Below are 22,661 nucleotides of genomic sequence, written 5' to 3'. Positions count from 1 at the left end.
CCGCGGATGGCGTAAGGTTGTGTTCACCGACGCGGGGTGGAGCAGCTCGGTAGCTCGCTGGGCTCATAACCCAGAGGTCGCAGGTTCAAATCCTGTCCCCGCTACTGAAGACGGTGGCCCGTCATTCGAGATCGCATCGAATGACGGGCCACCGTCGTTTCCGGCCCGCTCCCGGCGCCCCGGGCCGTCCGAGACCCCGGGCGCACGGCCACCGCCCGTGGCCTGCGGTGTCGTCCCACGGTGCGGCGGCAAGTCGCCGCTTCGGCGCGACGCCCGCAGCATGGAAGGACACGGCACCGGTCGTGGCCGTGAGTCCGGAGCGGCGGCGGAAGCGGCGGGAGAAGCATGGTGGGGCGACGGCAGCGCAGCACCTTCCGGACTCCGTGGTACCTGCGCCTGCTCCCTGCCGTGATGCTCGTCGGCGGCGCGTTCTTCGACGCCCTCAGCCCTCCCCGCTTCACCGCCGTGCCGCTCTTCGCCGCCGCACCGCTCGTCGCGGCGGCCCTCACCTCCTGGGTGGTGACGCTGCTCACCGGCATCGCCGCCGTCGTGGCCACCGCCGGGCTGCACGTCTACAACGACGACGCCACCGAGATCACCAGCTTCACCGAGGTGACCACGGTGGCCACGGTCTCGGCCGTCGCGCTGCTGATCAACCGCGTCCTGCGGCTGGGCAGCGAGCGGCTGGCCTCGGCCCGGGTGATCGCCGAGGCGGCGCAGCGCGCCGTGCTGCCCGAGCCGCAGGACCGGATCGCCGGTCTCCACGTCGCCGCGCGGTACGAGGCGGCGCAGGCGGACGCGTTCATCGGAGGAGACCTCTTCGCGGTGCAGGACACGCCCTACGGCGTGCGGCTGATCGTGGGCGACGTGCGCGGCAAGGGCATGGAGGCGGTCTCGGCCGTCGCCGTGCTCGTCGGGTCCTTCCGGGAGGCGGCGGAACAGGAGAGCACCCTGGAGGCGGTGGCGCAGCGGCTGGAGCGGGCGCTGCAGCGCGAGGGCGTACGGCGGCCGGGGCTGGACGCCTTCGAGGGCTTCACGACGGCCGTCATCGGCGAGATCCCGAACGTGCGGGCGGGCGGGGACCGCGGGGCCGTGCGCCTGGTGAACCGGGGCCATCCCGACCCGCTGCTGCTCCGGGCGGACGGCGCGCTGGCCCCGCTGACACCGACGGAGCCGGCGCTGCCGCTCGGCATGGGCGACCTGGGGGGCGGGCCCGACCGGGCGGACGAGTACGCCCTGCCGGCCGGGGCCACGCTGCTGCTCTACACCGACGGGCTCTCCGAGGCGCGGGACGCGCACGGGGTCTTCTACGACCCGGCGGAGCGGCTCCGGGGCCGGGTCTTCCCGGGGCCGGAGGAGTTGCTGGACGCCCTGGTGGACGACGTGCGCCGCTACTCCGGCGGCGGGCCCGCCGACGACATGGCGCTGATGGCGGTCACCCGGCCCGAGGCCGGCCAGCCGGACCGGCGCCGGACGGTCCCCGTCGTCCCCGCCGACCGGGACGGCGCCCCGGGGCGGCGGCCTGGGCCGTGATCCCCGCGGGTGCTCCGAGGCGGGCGGCCGGGGCCGTGATCCCCGCCGGAGCGGCCGGGCACCCTGCGTAGTCGCGGAATGCCACTGCGCATAACATATGACGCACCGTCAGAAAAGCCTGCCCATCCGAGAGTCGATCAAGTCGCCCGATTCCGACTCCTTCTGTCCCGATAAGTCCTGGCCACAGTCGTTAACGATCAGTCGGAACGGCTTGGAATCCGGGCCCGGCGTCTATTAACGTTCGATAACGCAACGCGGTCGTCCCAGCCGTCGCCAGAGGCGGCACCGTGCGCGCGCGCCGAATTCCGCAAGGGAACCGGGGAACCAATCCTTGGGGTGAATCGGGCCTCATCTGCCGCTCTCTGCGCGGCCGGTGACACCCGTAGGAGACCTTCCTGCTCCGAACCCGTCAGCTAACCCGGTAGGCGAGAAGGAAGGAAAGGAGTACGCCTTCGTGGCGTCCAACATGCCTGCCCCCGAGGCCCCGTCCGCCCCTTCCTCTTTCGGCGGCGACGCCCCGGAACGGTCGTACGAGGAGTGGAATCCGACCGAGGAGTCCATCCGGCCCGTACGCGGGCGGCACCGCGTGGCCAAGCAGCGGGGCGGACTCGCCCGCAGCTCCACCGTTCTCGGAGTCGGCGTCATCGCGGCCGTCGGCGCGGGTGGCATGGCCACCGCGCAGGACAAGCCCGCGGTGTCGATATCCCTTCCCGACTCCCTCACCGACCACCTCCCGGACGCCTCCTCCCTCCCGGGTGTCGGCTCGCTGATCTCCGGCGACTCGGAGTCCGCAGCCACCGCGAACCACGCCCCGCTCACCGCGATGACCGCGGTCGCCGACAGCGGCACCGAGGCCGGGGGCGAGCAGGCGGCCGGCGCCGGCGAGGCGCTGCGGGCCCGGATCCTCCAGCAGGCCGAGCAGCAGCGGGCCGAGGCCGACGCCGAGGCCAAGGCCGCGGCGGAGAAGACGGCCGCCGAACAGGCCGCCGCCGAGGCCGCGAAGCAGCAGTCGGCCGCCGAGAAGAAGGCCGCCGAGGAGAAGCGCAGGGCCGAGGAGGCCGCACGGGCGAAGGCCGAGGCCGAGCGCCTGGCCGAGCTCGCCAGGAGCTGGTCCCTCCCCACCTCCTCGTACACCCTGACCTCCACCTACGGTGAGTCCGGCTCCATGTGGTCCTCCGGCCAGCACACCGGTCTGGACTTCGCCGCGCCGACGGGTACCCCGGTCAAGGCCGTTCACACCGGCACCGTCACCTCGGCCGGCTGGTCCGGCTCGTACGGCTACCGCATCGTGCTGGAGCTCGAGGACGGCACCGAGGTCTGGTACGCCCACCTGTCGTCGATGACCGCGTCCGCCGGCCAGAAGGTCACCACCGGCGAGACCATCGGCCGCGTCGGCGCCACCGGCAACGTCACCGGACCCCACCTCCACATGGAGGTCCACACCGCGGGCGGCTCCGGCATCGACCCGCTCGCCTGGCTGCGGGGCAAGGGCCTCACCGTCTGACCCTCCCGCCGCACGGCGGCATCTTCGACGGACCCCGCCGGTCCGGGCGCTCACCCCCCGACGCCCGGGCCGGCGGACCCGTGTCCGGACGCCCGCGACGCGCCGTGGACCCGACGCCCCCCGGCGCCCCGGCCCGTGGACTCGTGACCGGACAGATGCCGTGGGGCGGCCCGGCGGGACGCGGGCGGAGAGCTGCCGCGGAATAGCGGAGCGGGATCGTACGGTTGAGTGCTCATGACCTCTCTACGCAGCCTCGGCCGGTCCGGTCTCGACGTCTTCCCGCTCTCCCTCGGCGGCAACGTCTTCGGATGGACCGCCGACGAGACCCAGTCCTTCGCCGTCCTCGACGCGTACACCGCGGCGGGCGGCAACTTCGTCGACACGGCCGACACCTATTCCTCCTGGGTGCCGGGCAACGAGGGCGGGGAGTCCGAGACCGTCATCGGCAGGTGGCTCGCCGCGCGCGGCAACCGGGCCGAGGTGGTCGTCGCGACCAAGGTCGGCGCGCACCCGCGGTTCAGGGGTCTGAGCGCCACCACGATCAAGGCCGCGGCGGAGGAGTCGCTGCGGCGCCTGGGCACCGATCACATCGACCTGTACTACTCCCACTTCGACGACCCGTCCGTGCCCGTCGAGGAGATCGTCGTCGCACTCGACCAGCTGGTGAAGGACGGCAAGGTCCGCGCCCTCGGCGCGTCCAACCTGAGCGCCGAGCGCCTGCGGGCCTCCCTCGACTTCGCCGCGAGCGAGGGACTCACCCCCTACACCGTCCTCCAGCCGCACTACAACCTGCTGTCGCGGGACACCTACGAGGGCGCCCTCGCGGACGAGGCGCGGCGCGCCGGTCTGGCCGCCGTGCCCTACTACGCGCTGGCCTCCGGCTTCCTCACCGGCAAGTACCGTCCGGGGACCACCGTGGACAGCGCCCGGGCCGAGGGCGCCGGCAAGCACCTGGAGACCGAGCGGGGCCGCCTGGTCCTGGCCGCGCTCGACCGGATCTCCGAGGCCCGCGGGGCCGGGATCGCCACCGTCGCGCTCGCCTGGCTGGCCGCGCAGCCGACCGTCGTGGCGCCGATCGCCTCGGCGCGCACGGTCGGGCAGCTTCCCGCGCTGACCGCGGTGGCCGGTCTGGAGCTCACCTCCGAGGAACTGGCCGAGCTGACGGCCGCGTCCGCGTAGCGCGCCCCAAGGCCGCTGCGGCCGGGGCGGGTCGGCACCGGCGCCGGGCGTGGTCCGGCCGGGTGCGGGGGCCCGCGGGCCCGCCTGCCCTGCCGTCAGGGCGCGGCCCGGTACGGGTTGAAGACGTCGTAGTCGCGGTGCGGCGGCGGCACCGCGACCCGGCCGGTGGCGCGGGCCGCGTACGTCAGCGACGGCGCCGCCACCTCCCGGCGTGCCCACAGCCGGTGGAGCAGTTCCCGCTCGCGCGCCACGAAGTCCGGTCCCGCGGTGCCGCGGTGGGCCCGGTGCCGCAGGAAGGCGAGCGAGGTCGCGTACGTCTCGTACTCGGAGACCGCGTGCGCCGCCGGGCGGCCGTACGTGCGCCGGGCGAAGTCCCGGGCCAGCGTGCGGGCGCGCATCGAGGACAGCGCCCGGGGCTCCGGCTGCGTGAGCCAGCCGGCCACCGCGTACGCCGGGAGCTGGGCGGCTATCGTGCGCAGTTCCCGCTGGCGGGTCCATATCGTCCACCAGGTCAGCAGCCCGAACGCGGGCACCATGAACGCGGCGTACACCGCGTAGAAGCCCCAGGGCCCGAACAGGGTGGTGGAGCCGTTCCACAGGGCGTGCATGCCCATGGCGAGCAGCAGTCCCAGCAGCGGGAGCAGCACCCGGCGTATCCGGCGGCGCCGCGGCCAGAGTGCGGCGATGCCGAAGCCGATGCCGGTGAGCACGGTGAACAGGGGGTGGGCGAACGGGGACATCACGATGCGGACGAAGAAGGTCGCCGCGGTCACCGAGCCCAGGCCCGAGGTGCCGAACGCCTGGTCCTCGCCGAAGGCGTTGCCCAGGTAGAGGATGTTCTCCGTGAAGGCGAAGCCGGTGGCGGTGAAGCCGGCGACGACCACCCCGTCGACCACGCCGTTGAAGTCCCGTCTGCGGAACAGGAAGATCAGCAGGATCGCGGCAGCCTTGGCGCTCTCCTCGACGACCGGGGCGATCACGGTGGCGCCGAGCGTGTCCGCCGACGCGGGGTCGGCGGTCGCGGTGGCGATCCAGCGGGTGGCGAAGGAGTTGGCGAGGATGGCGACCAGCGCCGCGGCGAAGGCGCCCCAGCCGAAGGCGAACAGCAGGTTCCGCCACGGGCCCGGCTCCACCCGGTCCAGCCAGCGGAAGGCGGCGAGCAGCAGCGGCACCGGCAGCGTCGCCAGTCCCAGGCCGACCAGGAAGCCGGGTGTGCCGGTCTGTTCCCGGACCAGCGCGAGAATCACCAGCGCGCACAGCGCGAGCAGCAGGCACACCGCTCCCGCCCGCACCATCCGGCTGCGCCACAGCCGCGCGGCGTACGTGCGGCGGGCGCGGGCCGGCGGCGCCGGCGGGGCGGGCAGCTCCCCGGGACGCTCCGGGTCGCGCACCGGTACGGGGTACGGCGGGCCGGGAGCCGTCGACGGCAGCTGCGAGGGTTCGGACACCCGACGACCCTAACGACCGCCACCGACACGGCGCGACGGTGCGTCCGCGCCCGGTGGCCGACACGGCGCGGCGGTGGGCCCGTGTGCCCGGTGCCGGCGCGGCGCCGGTTCAGCGGGCGGGCTGCACCCGGCGGAAGAGCAGGTCGTGCACGGTGTGGCCCTTGTCCAGCCCCTGGCCTTCGAAGCGGGTCAGGGGCCGGAAGGCGGGGCGCGGCGCGTAGCCGCCGCCGTCGGCGGTGTTCTCGAACTCCGGGTGCGAGCCGAGGACCTCCAGCATCTGCTCCGCGTAGGGCTCCCAGTCGGTCGCGCAGTGCAGCACGGCGCCGGGGGCCAGCCGCCCGGCGGCGAGGGTGAGGAACTCCGGCTGGATCAGCCGCCGCTTGTGGTGCCGCTTCTTCGGCCACGGGTCCGGGAAGTACACCCGCATCCCGTTCAGGGAGCCCGGCGCCAGCATCTCGCGCAGCAGGATGATCGCGTCGCCGTTGGCGACCCGGACGTTGCCCAGGCCGTTGCGCTCGGCGAGGCCGAGCAGATTGCCCTGGCCGGGGGTGTGCACGTCGACGGCGAGGATGCCCGTCGCCGGGTCGTCGGCGGCCATCTGCGCGGTCGCCTCGCCCATGCCGAACCCGATCTCCAGCACGACGGGCAGGCCGCCGAACATCTCGTCGAGGTCGAGCACCCGTCGGCCGTCGATGTCGAGCCCCCACATCGGCCACAGGCGCTGGAGGGCGTCCTCCTGGCTGGTGGTCACCCGGCTCCGGCGCGGCTGGAAGCTGCGGATCCGCCGCTCGTGGTGCGATCCGGCGGGGTCGGCGGCCGGGCCGCCGGGGAAGCGGGGCTCGCTCCGGTCGCGGATCATCGGCGGCCGGGGGGCGTCGGGGGTGGTGTTCACATGCTCAGACACAGTGCCCCGATTCTACGAGGCGATTCCACGGGGTCGCGGCGGTGGCCCGGGGCCCCGGCGACGGTGCCCGGGCCGCCTCACGGCCGCCGCGGGCCGGCCGCCGTCCCCCTGACCGCCCCGCCCCAGGTCTCCGACTCCGCGGCCAGCGCGGCGAGCACCCGGCGGGCGACCTCGCGGCCGATCGGCAGGGAGGCCGTGGCGGCGGGGGACGGCGCGTTCAGCACGTGCACCGTCCGCGGCGCCTCGCGGATGAGGAAGTCGTCGACCAGCGTCCCGTCCCGCAGCACCGCCTGGGCCCGCACTCCGGCCGGCGCCGGGCGCAGATCCTCCTCGGTCACCTGCGGCAGCAGCCGGCGCACCGCCCCGGTGAAGGCGCGCCGGGACAGCGAGCGGTGCAGTTCGCCGGCGCCGTACCGCCAGTGCCTGCGGGCGATCCGCCAGGAACCGGGCCAGCTCAGCGTGGCGGCCAGTTCGGCGGGGCGGACCACGGACCAGTCGTACCCCTCGCGGGCGAGCGCCGGGACCGCGTTGGGCCCGACGTGGACGCCGCCGTCGACGCCCCGGGTCAGATGGACGCCGAGGAAGGGGAAGGCCGGGTCCGGCACCGGGTACACCAGGCCGCGGACGAGTTCCGGCCGGGCCAGGTCGTAGTACTCGCCCCGGAAGGGGACGATCCGCATCTGCGGGTCGTCGCCCGCCAGGCGCGCCACCCGGTCGCAGTGCAGACCGGCGCAGTTCACCAGCGCCCGCGCCCGCACCACGGTCCCGGACACGGTGCGCACGGCCACGCCCCACGGCCGGCGGTCGATCGCTTCGACCTCCTCGCCGCAGCGCACGTCGGCGTCCGCGGCCCGGGCGAGCCGGTCCGCCACCGCCCGGTAGTCGCAGATGCCGGTCGTCCCCACATGGATCGCGGCCAGCCCCCTCACCTCGGGCTCGTACTCGCCGATCTGCGCCGGACCGAGCTCGCGCACCGGGATGCCGTTCTCGCGGCCCCGCTGGACCAGGGCGTGCAGCCGCGGCAGCTCGTCCCGGCCGGTGGCCACGATCAGCTTGCCGGTGACCTCGTGGTCGATGCCGTACTCGGCGCAGAACTTGACCATCTCCGCCGCGCCGCGGACCGCGAACCGGGCCTTGAGCGAACCGGGCCTGTAGTAGATCCCGCTGTGGATCACCCCGCTGTTGCGCCCGGTCTGGTGGCGGGCGGGGCCCGCCTCCTTCTCCAGCACCGTCACCCGCGTCCCGGGCGCCGCACGCGTCAGCGCGTACGCCGTCGACAGACCGACGATCCCTCCGCCGATCACCAGCACGTCGCAGTCGAAGCTCCGCACGGACGCCATCACCGCGTCACCTCCCACCCCGATAGTGCACTGGCCCGTGGACCGCGCCCTCAAACCAGGTGTGCACCGTGTCACGCCGGGGCGGCCAGAAGCGGACGGGCCCGCTCCCGGAGCTCCATTACCCGCGGCTCGTCTCCGTACGGCTCCAGGCGGTGCAGAAGATCGCGCACGTACTCGGTGGTGCGCGCCGACGAGATCCGCCCCGCGACCTCGACCGCCCGGGTCCCGGCGGCGCAGGCCGCGTCCAGATTGCCGGACTCCAGCTCCGCGACCGCGCTGACGATCAGCCGCAGGCCGTGCGAGCGCACGAACTCCTCCGTCGGACGGGACAGCGCCTGCTCCGTGAACCGCCGCACCTGCCGGGGCGCCTTGAGGTCGCGGTAGCACTCGGCGGCGTCGGCCGCGAAACGGTCGTACGAGTAGAAGCCCAGCCACGAGGGGTCCGCGTCCCCCTCGCGGGAACGCTCCAGCCAGCCCTCCGCCGCCTTCAGCGCCTGCCCGGCGGCGGCGGCGTCGTTCGCCTTGGCGTGGGCGCGGGCCTCCACCAGCCGGAAGAAGCTCATGGTGCGGGCGGTGGCGAGCCCGCGGTTGCGCTCCAGCGCCGCCTGGGCCAGGTCCACGCCCTCGTCCGCGAACCCCCGGTACGTCGCCTGGAGCGACATGGAGGCGAGCACGTATCCGCCGAGCGGCACGTCGGCGGCGGCGCGGGCCAGGCGCAGCGCCTGGATGTAGTAGCGCTGGGCCGCCTCCTGCTGGCCGGTGTCGAAGGCCATCCAGCCCGCCAGCCGCGTCAGTTCGGCGGTCGCGCCGAAGAGCGCGCGCCCCACCTCGTCGGAGTAGGAGCCGAGCAGCAGGGGTGCGGCGTCGACGCGCAGGCACTCCGGAACCATCGACGAACGCCAGTCGCCGCCGCCGTACTTGGAGTCCCAGCGGCGGGCGTCCTCCGCGGCCTCGCGCAGCTTGGCGACGTCGCTGTGGCCGACGCGCACCGCGGCGTCGTCGCCCGGTCCCTCGGGCGCGGACCCGGCGGGGCGTTCGGCCGGCGAGGCTCCCGGGGGAGCGGCGACCAGCCGGGCGACCGTCGGGTCCGCCGGGGTTATCAGCCAGCGCGACGCGGGCGTCGCGTACGCGCTCACCGCGAACGAGCCCGCCAGCGACTGCCATATACCGCCGGCGCCGGCGCGTCGTCCGGCGAGATCCAGGCGGTACAGGTCGGTGGCCGATTTCACCGCCTCGCCGACATCGCGCGGGAAGGCGAGACCGACCTCCGGCGCCGGGTCGGCGTCGGCCAGGCCGATCTCGTGGAGCGGCACCGGCCGGCCCAGTTTGGCGCCGATCGCGGCGGCGATGAGATGGGGTGCGGCGCCCTGCGGCACCATGCCCTTGGACACCCACCGGGCGACCGACGTCTTGTCGTAGCGGAGGGTCAGACCGCGCTGCGCCCCGAGGTCGTTCACCCGCCGGGCGAGCCCGGCGTTGCTGATTCCCGCGAGGGCGAGAACGGTGCCGAGCTTTTCGTTCGGCCCGCGTTGCTCCCTGGACATGCGCCACCCCTCGACACGCAGACGGCTGCCGCGTCGCACGGGGCGCACGGCATTCGTGCTGTGTCCTCCCGGTTCGCACACCGCCCGTCCCGGCCCGTCCCGGCTGCAAAAGCATGTGGCCGGACCACCCGGAATATGCGCGCCCGCAGAGGACAGCAGTGAACACAGCGTAGTTCGCCACATCCCTACCGTTAAGAGGCGGAGTTCCCTATGGCGGGAATGTGGTGCGGGGCGGCGGGCCGGGCGGCACGGCCGTGCTCCCGCCGTGTGGCCGTGCGCCTGTCCGTGCGCTCTGGCCGGGCGGCTGCCGGGAGCGCTTCCATGGGTGCTGCGTGGGTCGGCCCACTGCGTACTGGAACCAGTGGGCTGGGGGACACTGCCGCCTCATTTCCCCGCGGGCGGCGGGCCGGTCCGGGAGGCGAACTACGCCTCCCGGACTGGGTGTTGACCTTCATCGGCCATCGAAGAATGGCCGAATGACGACGGTCCCGGCGCGTGTCCGGCCGGTGTTCCGGTCGGCCCGCGGAGCGATCCGGCGGCCCGGACGGGCCGCGAAACGGCCACTGCCGGTGGCACGTTCACTTTTTGCGGGCGCTACCGGAGCCCGAGCCTGCGCGCCTCCTTCGTGGCAGCATGTTCCCGAACGGCTTCGGGAATGCGGTGGAGGCGGGGATGCGGTGGCTGGTGGGGTGGAGCAGTATCGCCGCGCACTTCGGGACTGCCGGGGCCGTCTCCGGACTTCCGGACCCCGACGGCGAGAGCCGCACCGTCCACCCCGTGGGCGCCCAACTCCTGTGGGGTGACCCCGATCCGCTGTGGGCCGTCGGCGACTGGCGCCCCGACGAGGTGCGCGTCGTCACCGCCGAACCGGCCGCCCGCCCCGTGCCGGGCGGTGGCGCGAACCCGCCCGCGGTCGCCCGGCTCGCCGTCCTCGGCTGCTGCGCCGCCAGCGACGAGCAGCTGCGCGTGGGGCTGTTCGCCGCCCGCGGCGGCGCGCTGCGGCACCTCACCGCCTGGGCGGGCAGCTACACCGCCGTCGTCCAGGTCGGCCGCCGGATCACCGTGATCGGCGACCTGGCGGGTGCCCGGCCCGTGTTCTACACCCCGTGGGCGCAGGGCACCGCCTACGCGACGGCCGCGCTGCCGCTCGCCGACCTGATCGAGGCCCAGCTCGACATCGGGCACCTCGCGGCGCTGCTCGCCTGCCCCGAGACACCCGAGGCGCTGAGGGACTCCACCCCGTACGCCGGGGTCAAGCGCATCCCGCCCGGGCACGCGCTCATCCTGCGGGAGGGCTCCCGCGAGATCACCGGATACGAGCAGGTCGCCTCCCTCGCGGTGGCCGGACCGCAGATCGACCCGGCCCAGGCGGTCGACGGAGTGCGCGACGCCCTCGTCGACGCCGTCCGGGCCCGGCTCACCGCCCCGCGCCACGCGCCCGAGACCCTGCCGCCCGACCCCGGGCCCGTCCCGGGCATGGGCCCGGCCGAACGCCGCGCCGCCCGGGGCGCGCCCGCCCCCGGCATCGGCGCCGACCTCTCCGGCGGCAGCGCGTCCAGCACCCTGGCCCTGCTCGCCGCCGGACTGCCCGGTGTGCCCGGCACCGTCCTCGGCCACGGCACGGGCGCCGGGGAACGCCTGGTCGCGGTCACCTTCAACGACCTGGCCACCACCGGCCGGGAGGCCCGCGAGCCGGAACTCGAACGCGCCCGGCTGATCGCCGCCAACCCCCGCCTGCACCATGTCGTGGTCGCGGCCGGCGAGGAGGCCCTCCCCTACGCGGGCCTGGACACCGGGCCGCTGACGGACGAGCCCGCGCCGTCCCTGGCCGTCGCCGAACGGCACCGCGTCCGGCTCGCGGCCGGCAGCGCCGACCACTTCACCGGCGCCGGCGCCCGCCAGGTGCTGGACGCGCACCCGGCACGCCTCGCCGATCTGCTGATGGACCGGGGGCGGCGGCATCTGCTGCGTCCGGTGAGCGCGCTCGCCCGGGCGGACGGAACGTCCCCGCAGTCGCTCTTCGTGCCGCTCACCGTGTACCGGGCGGCACGCCGCCTCGCCCGCACCCCGTACCGCAACGGCCTGGAGGCCGCGGCCGACCGGCTGCTGACGGCCAACCGGACCGGTGTCGTCGGCCTGAACGGCGCGGTGGGCGCCTCGCTCGCCGCGCTGACGTGGGCGCGCCCGGGGCCCGCGGCTCGCTGGCTGACCGGGGAGGCGCTCGCCGAAGTATCGGTTCGTCTCACGGAGGCGGCCCACCGCCCGGCCACCGTGCTGCGCCCCGGCGAGGCCCGCGCCCGCGCCGCGCTCGCCCGGTACGCGGCGGACCACCGGATCCTGGAGCAGGCGGCCGAGATCCGCAGCCAGCGCATCCACGCCCCGTTCCTCGACAACGAGGTCGTCCGCGCCAGCAGGGCCCTGCCGCAGTCGCTGCGGGTGCAGCCGGGGGCGCGGGCGGACGTGCTGCGGACCGTGCTCGCGGGCGCCGGCATCCACGAACTCCCGCCGGGGTGGGGAGCCACGGCGCACGCCTCGCAGACGGCGGTGACCACGGCGCGCACCGGGCTGAGGGTGTCGCTCGACCATCTCATGGCCCTCTTCGACGCACCGCTGCTGGCCGACGCCGGACTGGTGGAGGCGCGGGTGGTCCGCCGGGCGCTGCGGGCGGCGTCGGAGGGCGAACCCGTGCCGCTGGACGGGCTGGCGGACCTCGTCTCCACCGAACTGTGGCTGCGCAGACTGCTGTCGCGCCGCGGCACCTGCTGGACCGGCACGGCGGCGCCCCGGCGCCGCGCGGTGGCGGGCGGCGTCCCGAAGCGCCCGACGCTCCAGCCCTGACGCCGCGGGGGGCGCGGGACGCGGGGCGCGGGTGCGCCGGGCCCGTGCGTGCGGGCGCGTGCGGGGCGGGCCGGACCCGCACGGGCCGGGTTGGGCTTCGGCGGACGGGGTTCCGTCGGACGGACGCGGCCCGGCGCGGAAGCCCTTCCGCCCTTCGGGCGGACAGCGCCGCGTGCGCATCGCCTCACGGACTGTCCCGCGAACATCCGGATCGCCGCACGGGCTGCCGCAATCGTTCGTCCCGGCGCGCGGCGTCGGATGCGCGGGGCCTCCCCGGCCGCGCAAGGCGCGGGGACGGACAGCCGGGCGTCCTCGTAGGGGGCGTGTACGGGGCCCTTCGACGAGGCGGCGAGGTGCCGCAACCGTCGTCGGGGCCGCCCGCCGGCTGCTGCGGGGTGGCAGCCCTCAGCGGCAGCTGATCTGCGACTGCGCCCAGTCCGCGAGGACCGTCGTACCGAGGGTGTCCTGCGGCTCGACGACCAGGCGCAGCGTCCGGCGCCCGTCCAGGGGCACCTGCACGGGTACGGCGGCGTCCCCCCGGGCCATCGCCTCGGAGCGCCACAGGCGGACCCCGTCCGCGTACACCGAGAAGCGCACCTCCTGGCGGCCGAGCGTCAGGTCGTCGACCCCGACCATCGCCTCGTAGCGGGTGCACTCGCGGTTGAGGTCGATGGTGACGGACGACCGGCCCTGCACCGTGACGCCGTGCGCGTGGCGGGTGCCGGCGATCGACAGGTTCCGGCGCTGCCACAGCCAGCTGCTCTCGCCGACGCGCACCTCGGGGTCGGTCCCGTCGCCGAGGAAGGAGTAGGACAGGCGGCCGACCTCGTAGGTCTCCGGCGCGGGGGGAGGGGGCGCAGGCGCCGGAGACGGCGTCGGGGTCGGAGTCGGTGTGGGGGAGGGCGGTGGCGTCGGCGGGGGCTCAGCGGCGGGCGGCTCCGGTGCGGGGCTCGGTGTGGGGGTCGGTGAGGGCTCCGGCGTGGGCGGTGGCGCCGGAGCGGCACTCGGCGGCCGGGGAGCGGGAGCGGGCGGCGCGGGAGGCTCCGCCGGCGGCGGAGCCGGTTCGTCGGGGGCCACGGGCATGGCGGCGGGCGGGCGGGACTGCGGCTCCGGCTCGGGTGCGGGGTCGCCGGTCAGCGCCCACACCAGGCCGGCCGCGGCGGCCAGTCCGACGGCGGCCGCCACCCCGGCCTTCAGCGGCGCGCCGGCGCCTTCCGCCGCCGCGCCGCCGGCCGCCCCCGAGGACGTGCCGCCCGGCGCTCCGCCGGACGCGGCGGCGCCCGTGGCCGCGGCGGCGGCACCCGCTCCGGCGGCTCCGGCGGCGCCCCCGGCGACGACACCGGCCGCCTTGAGCGAGTAACCCGCGGCGAACCAGCCGATGACGGCGACCGGCAGCAGGGCGGGGATGCCCGCGTTCACGTGGGCGAGCTCCCCGGCCGCGAGACGGCACTTGGCGCACTCGTCGAGGTGCTTGCGCAGGCCGCGCTCCGCCCGCATGCGCAGGCCGCCGCGTGCGTAGGCGCCCAGCCGGTCGGCGTACCGGGCGCAGTCGCCGCCGGCCGTGAGCGCCGTGCTCACATGTGCCTGCAGATAGGCCTGCTTGAGGCCCTCGCGGGCCCGGCTGGCGAGGACCGCCGTGGCGTTGGCGGTCAGCCCGAAGAGCGGTGCCACCTCGCTCGGGGACTCCTCCTCCACCGTCGTGTGCCACAGCACGGCCTGCCAGCGCTCCGGCAGGGAGCGGAAGGCCTGCAGGGCCAGGGACTGCTCGGCCTCGTGCATTGCCCGGACATCGGCGCCGAGGTCGAGCGTGTCGTCGGTGGCGGCGTCCGTGCTGCGGGCGGCCTCCGCCGCGAACACCGCGAAGTCCTCCACGAGTTGCTCGCGCCGGGCGGTCTTGGCCCAGGAAGCTGCCACCCGCCGGACGGTGGTCAGCAGGTAGGCGCGCACCGCCTGCTCCGGTCCGGCGCCCGAGCGCACCGCCTGGAGGGTCCGGGTGAAGACCTCCGCCGTCAGGTCGTCCGCGGTGTGGGCGTCGCGGCAGCAGGTGCGGGCGTAGGCGCGGACGGAGGGCGAGTGGCGGCGGAAGAGTTCCTCGTACGCGCTGTCGTCGCCGTCCCGCATGTGCTGGACCAACTCGACGTCGGAAACCGGGAGTTCCCGCGGAGGAGGCAGCAGGGACGGTGTCCCGGCGCCGCGTTCCCGCTGCTGGGGGACGGCGGGGGTGCCCTCGGCTCCGCGCACCGGTGGCGCGTCGGGTCCGGCCGGACCCGCCTCCCGCGGGCCCGGCGGACGCGCCGCACCCGACGGGCCGCCCCGCCCGCCCTGGCTCGGCACCTGCTCCCGCGGCCCTCCCGCCGCGTCGGGGGCGCCCGCGCCCCCGAGTGCTCCGTCCCGCCCGTCACCGCTCATCGCGGAAGCCCCCGTCAGCGCCTCTGCCCCGTTCAACCGGGCCAGCGTGCCACAGAGCGGCTGTGCGCCGAACCCCCGCGCACATCAACCACTCGTCCGGGGAGAGTTGAGGGAAACGGCTCGCGCCGCGTCATCCCACAGGGCACAGTTCGCTCACCCATGCGAACGCGTCGGGTTGACCTGTCGGGTGTCCCGCTTCGGAAACCCTCGCCCGGTCCCGTCCCGGCTCCTCGAACTCCTCGGTCCGTCCCGTCCCGGCCCCGGGGAGGCCGTGCCCCGTCCCGTGCGCGCCTCGCCCGCCGCCCCGTGAACGGGCCCGTGGCCGCCGCCGACCGCGCCGGCGCAGCCTCGCGCCCCCGCCCTCCCGTGCGTCGGCCCGGTTCAGTGCGAACGCGGACGCAGCCCCTCCAGCAGGATGTCCAGCAGGCGGGAGGACGCCGCCTCCTGCTGCGCCGGATCGGGCAGCGACGGCGCGGACGTGGCTATCACCAGCAGCACGTCGGCCACCGTCACGTCACCGCGCAGCTCGCCCGCCGCGCGCGCCCGGGCGACCAGCCGCCCCACCACGTCCAGCAGCTCCGCGACGCCCGTGTCGTCGTCCTGCTCCTCCACCGGCACCGGACGCGGCCCGACCACCCGGAGACCGCCCGTCCCGAAGGCCCGCTGCTGGGGAACCCGCAGCTCCTCACGGACCTCCTGGGCCGTCTCCTCGGCAGCGGCCGGCACCGGGCCCTCCGCGGGCTCGTCGCCCTCCACGCCGACCCGCAGCACCTGCGGCGGCAGCAGCCGTCCGGCACCGGACGCCACGGAGGTGCGCAGGAACCGGGAGAGCGCGGACCACGGCTCCTCCTCCTGCCCCAGGGCGGTGCGCGCCTGCTCGGTCAGCCGGGCGGTCTCCTCCGCGGCTATCCGGCGGACGAGCACGTCCTTGCTCGGGAAGCGGCGGTAGACCGTCCCGACGCCGACGCGGGCCCGGCGCGCCACGTCCTCCATCGGAGCCCCGTAGCCGAGCTCCCCGAACACCTCGCGCGCGGCGCGCAGGACGTGCTCCAGATTGCGCTGCGCGTCCACACGCAGCGGCGCGGGGCGGCTGGTCCCGCCCGGTACCGCCGCCGGTGCGTGTCCGTTGCCGTCGGCGGCCGGTGCCGGCGCGACAGCGGTCTGCCAATGCGAGTCCTGAATGTGCATACCGTTCCCCCGGTCATGTCGTCTCCCCCCGGAGACATCCCCGCCCTGGTCCGTCGGGCACGCCGCGACCGGCATCCCGAACGGCTAAGAACATAGTTGAGCCGGAGTCAATTCAGAAGGGGGTACTTCGCACGGAGCGCCCCCCGATCGGAGCAAGGACCGGATCGTCCCCCCTTCCGCCGTTGCCACTTCCGTCCGTCGCCCACCCTGACCTGCGCGGCTTCCGAAATGACCCGAGGCGTTCCGCGCCGGGCCGCTCCCATCCTTCCGGTCACACAATCGGCCGGGCCTGTGGACAAACGACTGAGCCCGTTGCCTCATGGGACGGTGAAGGCTGCAAACACCCGGGACACGAGCCCCGGCACCCCGCCGCGCACCCGCATTCTGGTCGTCGGCGGCGGCTACGTCGGGATGTACACCGCGCTGCGCCTCCAGCGGAAGCTGAAGCCCGAGCTCGACAGAGGCGAGGCCGAGATCGTCGTCGTCACGCCGGACCCCTACATGACGTACCAGCCCTTCCTCCCGGAGGCCGCGGCCGGTTCGATCTCCCCCCGCCATGTGGTGGTCCCCCTGCGGCGCGTCCTCGACCGGTGCACGATTCTCATCGGCGAGGCCCGGTCCGTCGACCACGCGCGGCGCACCGCGAGCGTCGTCACCCTCGCCACCGAGGAGGAGGGCGCCGGAGCCGTCGAGCTCGGCTACGACGAACTGGTCCTCGCCCCCGGTTCGGTCTCCCGCACCCTTCCCGTCCCCGGACTCGCCGACTTCGGCATCGGTTTCAAGACAGTCGAAGAGGCCATCGGGCTGCGCAACCACGTCATCGAGCAGATGGACATCGCCTCCTCCACCCGCGACCCGGCGATCCGCGACGCCGCGCTCACCTTCGTGTTCGTCGGCGGCGGATACGCGGGCGTCGAGGCCCTCGCGGAGCTGGAGGACATGGCCCGCTACACGTCGCGCTACTACCACAACGTCCAGCCCGAGGACCTGAAGTGGATCCTCGTCGAGGCGGCCGGCCGCATCCTCCCCGAGGTCGGAGAGGACATGGGCCGGTACGCCGTCCGCGAGCTGCGCGCACGCAACATCGACGTACGGCTGGAGACCCGCCTGGAGTCCTGCGAGGACCGCGTCGCCGTCCTCAGCGACGGTTCCCGCTTCCCGACCAGGACCCTGGTGTGGACGGCCGGCGTCAAGCCGGCACCCGTGCTCGCGGCCAGCGGCCTGCCCCTCGACGACCGCGGACGCCTGCTGTGCACCGCGCAGTTGTCCGTGGCGGGCACCGAGCACGCATGGGCGGCGGGGGACGCCGCGGCGGTCCCCGACGTCACCTCCGACCGGCCGGGCGCCCTGTGCGCCCCCAACGCCCAGCACGCCGTCCGCCAGACGAAGGTGCTCGCCGAGAACATCGTCGCCGCCCTGCGCGGCGGCCCCCTGACCGAGTACGCGCACAGCTACGCGGGATCGGTCGCCTCGCTCGGCCTCCACAAGGGCGTCGCCCACGTCTACGGCCGCAAGCTGAAGGGCTACCCGGCCTGGCTGATGCACCGCGCCTACCACCTCAGCCGGGTGCCCACCTTCAACCGCAAGGCGCGCGTGCTCGCCGAATGGACCCTCTCCGGTCTGTTCAAACGTGAGATCGTCTCCCTCGGCTCACTCGAACACCCCCGGGCCGAGTTCGCCGTCGCCGCCGGCGGGGGACCGCCGGGCCACGGCGGCTCCGGCGCCCGCGCCCGGCCCGGGACCGGCCACGGGGCACCCCCGGCCGGCACACCGGGAGCCCTCGACGCCCCGGAGGCCGGGGCGCCGGACGGGAAGCCCGGGCACACCGGCCGGGACGAGTCCGCCGACGGCTCCCCGGACGGCTGACGACGACGGGCCCGGCCCCGGGCGCAACGCCGGGACCACGGGCGCAAAGACGACTGTCAGTCCGGACGGCCACACTGGACGTGTGACCATAGGTGGGCTCACACCTGCACAGAGTGACCCTTGGCAACCATCCCATTGAGGCTAGAAAGTCAGTGAACTTCACGCGTTGGAGCGCAAGGCTCCCCGGTACGCAGCGCCGCGCCGCCGCGCGAGGGACGAACCGCGGGCTCACGCCGGTGCAGCGGGGCGAGGGCTCCGTGCCGGCGGCCCGCGGCGGGTCCGCGCAGCATCCGGAGCCCGCGCCGGCCGACGTCCCCGCGCTGGAGGACTTCGCCCTGCCGGAGATCCTCGGCAGCCTCCCCGCCCTGGTCGCCCTCGTGTACGGCCCCGAGCACCGCGTCGCGTACGTCAACGACGCCTACACCGCCGCCTTCGGGCACCGCCCGGCCGGCGCACCCGCCGCCGGCACCTGCCCCGAGCTCCACGAGCTCGGCCTGCTCCCGCTCATGGAGCAGGTGCTGCGCAGCGGCAAGCCGCGCACGGTCAAGTCCCGTCGCATCCAGAACCGCCCCGGCGGGCGGGGGGACGGCTCGTACACCGTGACCTGCCTGCCGGCCGGCCGCCGGGACGGCGGCGACGAGACGGCGGGAGTCCTCGTCTTCCTGGCCGACGTCACCGACCACGCCGACGCCGCGGAGCGGCTGCGCGCCAGCGAGCGGCGCCACCGCGAGACCGCGGTCACCCTCCAGCGGTCCCTGCTGCCGCAGGAACTGGAGCAGCCCGACGACCTGCGGTTCGCCGTGACCTACCAGCCGGGCGGCACGGACGCCGCCGTCGGCGGCGACTGGTACGACGTGATCACCCTCGGCGGGGGCCGCACCGCGGTCGTCATCGGAGACGTGATGGGACGCGGTGTGCGCGCCGCGGCGGTCATGGGACAGCTGCGGACCGCCGTGCGCGCCTACGCCCGGCTCGACCTCCCGCCCCACGAGGTGCTGCAGCTGCTCGACGGCCTCGCCTCCGAGATCGACGCCAGCCAGATCGCGACCTGTGTGTACGCCGTGCACGACCCCACCGACGGCCGCCTCGCGTACGCCTCGGCCGGCCATCTGCCGATCCTGGTCCGCGACGAGGACGGCACGGTCCGCCGCGCCGAGGAGCCGACCGGCCCGCCGCTCGGCACCGGGGGCTGGCTGCACACCTCGGGCAGCATCGACCTGCCGCCCGGGGCGACCGCCGTCCTCTACACGGACGGACTGGTGGAGCGCCGGCGCGAGGACATCGACGAAGGCGTCGCCGCACTGGAGCGGGCGCTGGCCGGCGCCACCGGCACACCGCAGGTCGTGTGCGACCGGTTGATCCGCTCCCTCGGTGTGACCGCCGACCACGACGACGACGTCGCCGTGCTGGTGCTCCAGCATCCGACGCGCACCGGCGCGGACGCGGAGCTGTTCCACAACGCCGCACTCGACCTGCTCGGCGGGACGGAGGCGGCGCCGCGCGCCCGCGCGTTCGCCTCGGGCGTGCTCGCCTCGTGGCGGTTCTCGACCGAACTGCACGACCTCGGAGTGCTGGCCGTCAGCGAACTGGTCGCCAACTCCCTCCAGCACGGCACGCCGCCGATGCGCCTGCGGCTGCGCCGCACCGACCGGAGGCTGATCGTCGAGGTGACGGACGGGGACGAGCACCTGCCGCGCCGCCGCCGGGCCGAGACGGAGGACGAGGCGGGCCGCGGCATCTCGATCATCGCGACGATCGCCTCGTCCTGGGGCTCCCGCCGCACACCGGGCGGCGGGAAAGCGGTGTGGTGCGAGTTCGCGCTGCCGGACTGACCCCGCGACACGGCTGCGCCGCGCCCCGCCCCCGCACCTGCGGGAGAGGGACGTGGCGGACGGCCGCCGGGGCCCGGGGCAGCCGGACCGGGCGCACCGGTCCGGCGGCGGTCAGCGGGCGGCGGTCACCTTCTCGGCGTCCGCGGCCTGCGGCATGTGCACGGTGACGACCCGGGTCCTGGCGGCGAGCGACGGCTGGTCCTGGACCGGGGTGAGCCGCTTGCCGAGCCGCAGCGCCAGCACCGTGACCGCGAGCGAGAACAGCACGAACGTCACGATGTACGGCCCGTGCAGCGCTGCTCCCATGGGACCGCCCACAGCCGGTCCGACGGCCAGGGCCAGCTGCTTGACCAGGGCGAACGCCGAGTTGTACTGCCCGACCATGGACTCCGGCGCCAGATCGGCCACCAGCGGCGCGACGGTCGGCGACAGCATCGCCTCGCCGAGCCCGAAGAGCGCGTACGTCGAGATGAACGCGGCGGTCGCCATCGCCTGGCTGCCGTGGCCGAGCCCGGCGTAACCGGCGGCGAGCCACGCGACCGCCCAGATGAGGCCGACCGCGGCGATCACCCTGGTGCGGCTGCGCCGCTCCACGAACCGGAGCACGAGGAACTGCGCGGCCACGATCACCGCGGTGTTCGCGGCGAGCGCGGTGCCCAGAGTGGACGGCTCGATCCCGGCCGCTTCCGTGCCGTAGGCGGCGAGCCCCGACTCGAACTGGCCGTAGCAGGCGAAGAAGAGGACGAAGCCGAGGACCAGCAGCTGCACCATGGCGCGATGGCCGAGCAGGGCGCGCAGGCCGCCCTTCGCCCCGGCCCCGGCCGGTGCCCCGTGCAGGCCGGCGGGCGCGGGGAGCCGGACGGTGAGCGCGATGCCGGCGAGGACGAGGAACATCACCGACTCGATGGCGAAGAGCAGGGTGAAGCTGCCCGGACGGCTCTCGTCGACGATGTGCCCGCCGATGAGACCGCCGATGCCCAGTCCCAGGTTCTGGAGGAAGAACTGCGTGGCGAAGGCCCGGGTACGGGTGGTCGCCTCGGAACTCCAGACGATCATGGTCGCCAGCGCGGGCTGCATGACCGCGGTGCCGGCACCGAGCACGGCGGCCGAGAGCACGACGGCGGGCACGGTCGTGGACAGGCCCAGGCCCGCGGCTCCGGCCGACGCGAGCAGCGCGGCTCCCACCAGCACGGGCAGCGGCCCGCGCCGGTCGATCACCCGCCCGGTGAAGGGCAGGACGACGAGCGCGGCCAACGCGAACACCGCGAGCACCGCGCCCGCCGTGCCCGCACCGAGGTCCCGCACCTGTGCCACGTAGACATACAGGTACGGAACCGTGAAGCCGAGCCCGAACGCGCTCAGCGCGTTCCCCGCCTGGATCCGGCGCATCGCCGCGCCCTTCGCCCTGGTCACACTCACCCACTTCGCAGATCTGGGGCCCGGCGCGCACTCTGCGGCGCGCCGGGCCCGGAAGACTGAAGCCTGAAGACTTCATTTCTAAAGTTCGATGGTTAACTCTACACACTGAAGGACTTCAACGCCAATGTGAACCGTGCGATACTTCGGCGCATGCCTACCGAGACCCCCGAGGCCCCTGCCTCCGGGCCCCAGGAGCCGACCCTCGACGAGCAGGTCGCCGCGTACCAGCGCGAGTTCGGAGACCTCGATCCACAGGTGGAGAAGGTGGTCTCCGCCCTGGGGCGGCTGAACCGCCGCATGAACGTGGCCTACGGGCGACAGCTCGCGGACCTCGGGATCAGCAACGCCGAGTGGGAGGTCCTCAAGACCCTCGTCCTCTCCGGCGCCCCCTACCGGCTCGGCCCCGGCGAACTGGCGAAGCGGCTCGGACTCACGCCGGCGGCCATGACCCACCGGATCGACCGCATGGCCGCCGACGGCCTCGTCACCCGGGACCGGGACGAGAACAACCGGGTCCGTGTGATCGTCGAGGTCACCGACGAGGGCCGCAGCAAGTGGCTCGAGGCGATGCGGATGGCGACCACCTTCGAGGAGGACCTCCTCCAGGACCTGGCCGGCGACGAACGCGCTCTCCTCGGGGAACTGCTCATCCGCGTCCTGCGCCGGGTGGAGCGGGACCAGCCGGACGCCGGCGGCCGGCTCTCGGACCTGGAGTAGGACGCGGCGGCACCCACGTGTCCCCTCCGCGCCGCCCGCATGTCTGTGCGCTCCCCGCGTTTGGATCGGCACGGACGGGTCACCCGGCACGGACGCGTTCACTCGACCACCGAGGGGGGCTTGACAGTGCCGCACCTGATCCGTAAGGTTCTTCGAGTTGTCGCGGGGCCGTAACGGTCCTGCGCCAGCCATCCAGCCGCTGAAGCGGCACCCAACCTCAGCACGGACTCCCGATCGGGATTCATTTCGGCATGCCGAATTGTATTTCGAAGGACTCGATTATGAGTTGCACGGAGGATCCGCTAAGGTCTGGGACGTCGGAACGGCCCAACAGCCGCAAAGACAAAGCCCGCTGACTGGGAGTCAGGCCCGAAAGAGTCTGATAGAGTCGGAAACGCCGGAAGGGAAGAAAAGCCCGGAAAGCACCGAGGAAATCGGATCGGGAAGATCTGATAGAGTCGGAAACGCAAGACCGAAGGGAAGCGCCCGGAGGAAAGCCCGAGAGGGTGAGTACAAAGGAAGCGTCCGTTCCTTGAGAACTCAACAGCGTGCCAAAAATCAACGCCAGATATGTTGATACCCCGTCCATCCGGTTCGGATGGTCGAGGTTCCTTTGAAAAGACCTGTCCGGTCCACCTTGTGTGGGTGCGGGCAGGCGACACAGCGAGGACGCTGTGAACGGTGGGGCTTATTCCGCCCGACCGTTCCGCTCTTACGTGGTGTTCCACCGGCTGTATTCATTTACTGGCCGAGTAGACATTCATGGAGAGTTTGATCCTGGCTCAGGACGAACGCTGGCGGCGTGCTTAACACATGCAAGTCGAACGATGAAGCCCTTCGGGGTGGATTAGTGGCGAACGGGTGAGTAACACGTGGGCAATCTGCCCTGCACTCTGGGACAAGCCCTGGAAACGGGGTCTAATACCGGATAACACCCGCC

General features: G+C 74.3%; 14 protein-coding genes, 1 tRNA gene, 1 rRNA gene and 1 riboswitch (1 of these 17 cut by a window edge). Of the genes, 9 read left to right on the top strand and 7 right to left on the bottom strand.

Annotated elements, in window-relative coordinates; translation table 11 throughout:
- The first annotated feature begins 30 nt into the window (after nucleotides 1-30).
- From IAG43_RS14770 to IAG43_RS14755, 4 genes are all read left to right on the top strand, one after another.
- Nucleotides 31-104: transfer RNA gene (locus IAG43_RS14770), tRNA-Met, on the top strand.
- Between the two features lie 241 nt (nucleotides 105-345).
- Nucleotides 346-1,533, top strand: a complete 1,188-nt coding sequence (locus tag IAG43_RS14765) for a PP2C family protein-serine/threonine phosphatase (RefSeq protein ID WP_187741205.1) — start codon at nucleotides 346-348, stop codon at nucleotides 1,531-1,533.
- A 286-nt stretch (nucleotides 1,534-1,819) separates the two neighbouring features.
- Nucleotides 1,820-1,976: riboswitch (cyclic di-AMP (ydaO/yuaA leader) on the top strand.
- Nucleotides 1,977-1,987: 11 nt separating this feature from the next.
- Entirely contained in the window at nucleotides 1,988-3,037 is a 1,050-nt protein-coding gene (locus IAG43_RS14760; RefSeq protein WP_187741204.1) for a M23 family metallopeptidase, read from the top strand.
- Nucleotides 3,038-3,271: 234 nt separating this feature from the next.
- On the top strand, nucleotides 3,272-4,216 hold the full coding sequence (locus IAG43_RS14755) for an aldo/keto reductase (RefSeq protein WP_187741203.1): 945 nt from the start codon (nucleotides 3,272-3,274) through the stop codon (nucleotides 4,214-4,216).
- Nucleotides 4,217-4,311: 95 nt separating this feature from the next.
- On the opposite strand, the gene IAG43_RS14750 is transcribed toward IAG43_RS14755, so the two are convergent.
- The 4 genes from IAG43_RS14750 to IAG43_RS14735 form a co-directional block, all read right to left on the bottom strand.
- Entirely contained in the window at nucleotides 4,312-5,664 is a 1,353-nt protein-coding gene (locus tag IAG43_RS14750; protein WP_425508604.1) for a PrsW family intramembrane metalloprotease, read from the bottom strand.
- A 109-nt stretch (nucleotides 5,665-5,773) separates the two neighbouring features.
- Nucleotides 5,774-6,523, bottom strand: a complete 750-nt coding sequence (gene trmB, locus IAG43_RS14745) for a tRNA (guanosine(46)-N7)-methyltransferase TrmB (RefSeq protein ID WP_187744467.1) — start codon at nucleotides 6,521-6,523, stop codon at nucleotides 5,774-5,776.
- Nucleotides 6,524-6,645: 122 nt separating this feature from the next.
- Nucleotides 6,646-7,908 (bottom strand): L-2-hydroxyglutarate oxidase, encoded by a 1,263-nt coding sequence (gene lhgO / locus IAG43_RS14740; RefSeq protein WP_187741202.1) that lies wholly within the window; start codon nucleotides 7,906-7,908, stop codon nucleotides 6,646-6,648.
- A gap of 71 nt (nucleotides 7,909-7,979) precedes the next feature.
- A complete protein-coding gene (locus IAG43_RS14735; protein WP_187741201.1) occupies nucleotides 7,980-9,452 on the bottom strand; it encodes an NsdA family TPR-like regulatory protein in 1,473 nt (490 codons plus the stop codon).
- A 672-nt stretch (nucleotides 9,453-10,124) separates the two neighbouring features.
- On the opposite strand from IAG43_RS14735, the gene IAG43_RS14730 reads away from it, so the two are divergent.
- A complete protein-coding gene (locus tag IAG43_RS14730; protein ID WP_187741200.1) occupies nucleotides 10,125-12,290 on the top strand; it encodes an asparagine synthase-related protein in 2,166 nt (721 codons plus the stop codon).
- 405 nt (nucleotides 12,291-12,695) lie between these two features.
- Here the strand turns inward: IAG43_RS14730 and IAG43_RS14725 are convergent, their stop codons facing one another.
- Together IAG43_RS14725 and IAG43_RS14720 are read right to left on the bottom strand one after the other, a co-directional pair.
- On the bottom strand, nucleotides 12,696-14,699 hold the full coding sequence (locus tag IAG43_RS14725) for a sigma-70 family RNA polymerase sigma factor (protein WP_187744466.1): 2,004 nt from the start codon (nucleotides 14,697-14,699) through the stop codon (nucleotides 12,696-12,698).
- Nucleotides 14,700-15,080: 381 nt separating this feature from the next.
- Nucleotides 15,081-15,887 carry a TetR/AcrR family transcriptional regulator gene (locus IAG43_RS14720; RefSeq protein ID WP_187741199.1) on the bottom strand — a complete coding sequence of 269 codons (807 nt, stop codon included), beginning with the start codon at nucleotides 15,885-15,887 and terminating at the stop codon, nucleotides 15,081-15,083.
- 327 nt (nucleotides 15,888-16,214) lie between these two features.
- Between IAG43_RS14720 and IAG43_RS14715 the strand changes: the two genes are divergently transcribed.
- Nucleotides 16,215-17,753, top strand: a complete 1,539-nt coding sequence (locus tag IAG43_RS14715) for an NAD(P)/FAD-dependent oxidoreductase (protein ID WP_425508603.1) — start codon at nucleotides 16,215-16,217, stop codon at nucleotides 17,751-17,753.
- A gap of 152 nt (nucleotides 17,754-17,905) precedes the next feature.
- On the top strand, nucleotides 17,906-19,585 hold the full coding sequence (locus IAG43_RS14710; RefSeq protein WP_187741198.1) for an ATP-binding SpoIIE family protein phosphatase: 1,680 nt from the start codon (nucleotides 17,906-17,908) through the stop codon (nucleotides 19,583-19,585).
- Nucleotides 19,586-19,696: 111 nt separating this feature from the next.
- On the opposite strand, the gene IAG43_RS14705 is transcribed toward IAG43_RS14710, so the two are convergent.
- A complete protein-coding gene (locus IAG43_RS14705) occupies nucleotides 19,697-20,998 on the bottom strand; it encodes an MFS transporter (RefSeq protein ID WP_246574343.1) in 1,302 nt (433 codons plus the stop codon).
- 156 nt (nucleotides 20,999-21,154) lie between these two features.
- Here IAG43_RS14705 and IAG43_RS14700 point away from each other — a divergent pair, with 156 nt between their 5' ends.
- Nucleotides 21,155-21,721, top strand: a complete 567-nt coding sequence (locus tag IAG43_RS14700; RefSeq protein WP_187741197.1) for a MarR family winged helix-turn-helix transcriptional regulator — start codon at nucleotides 21,155-21,157, stop codon at nucleotides 21,719-21,721.
- A gap of 759 nt (nucleotides 21,722-22,480) precedes the next feature.
- Nucleotides 22,481-22,661 (top strand): 16S ribosomal RNA (locus IAG43_RS14695) (it continues 1,345 nt past the right edge of the window).

The organism is Streptomyces genisteinicus (assembly GCF_014489615.1).
GTDB lineage: Bacteria > Actinomycetota > Actinomycetes > Streptomycetales > Streptomycetaceae > Streptomyces > Streptomyces genisteinicus.
This window is presented reverse-complemented; position numbering and strand designations above follow the sequence as displayed.

Excerpts from the sequence above, each read along its gene's own strand:
- IAG43_RS14700 (WP_187741197.1), top strand. The coding sequence starts at position 21,155 with ATGCCTACCGAGACCCCCGAGGCCCCTGCCTCCGGGCCCCAGGAGCCG.
- trmB (WP_187744467.1), bottom strand. The coding sequence starts at position 6,523 with ATGATCCGCGACCGGAGCGAGCCCCGCTTCCCCGGCGGCCCGGCCGCC.
- lhgO (WP_187741202.1), bottom strand. The coding sequence starts at position 7,908 with ATGGCGTCCGTGCGGAGCTTCGACTGCGACGTGCTGGTGATCGGCGGA.
- IAG43_RS14730 (WP_187741200.1), top strand. The coding sequence starts at position 10,125 with ATGCGGTGGCTGGTGGGGTGGAGCAGTATCGCCGCGCACTTCGGGACT.
- IAG43_RS14720 (WP_187741199.1), bottom strand. The coding sequence starts at position 15,887 with ATGCACATTCAGGACTCGCATTGGCAGACCGCTGTCGCGCCGGCACCG.
- IAG43_RS14735 (WP_187741201.1), bottom strand. The coding sequence starts at position 9,452 with ATGTCCAGGGAGCAACGCGGGCCGAACGAAAAGCTCGGCACCGTTCTC.
- IAG43_RS14725 (WP_187744466.1), bottom strand. The coding sequence starts at position 14,699 with ATGAGCGGTGACGGGCGGGACGGAGCACTCGGGGGCGCGGGCGCCCCC.
- IAG43_RS14755 (WP_187741203.1), top strand. The coding sequence starts at position 3,272 with ATGACCTCTCTACGCAGCCTCGGCCGGTCCGGTCTCGACGTCTTCCCG.
- IAG43_RS14765 (WP_187741205.1), top strand. The coding sequence starts at position 346 with ATGGTGGGGCGACGGCAGCGCAGCACCTTCCGGACTCCGTGGTACCTG.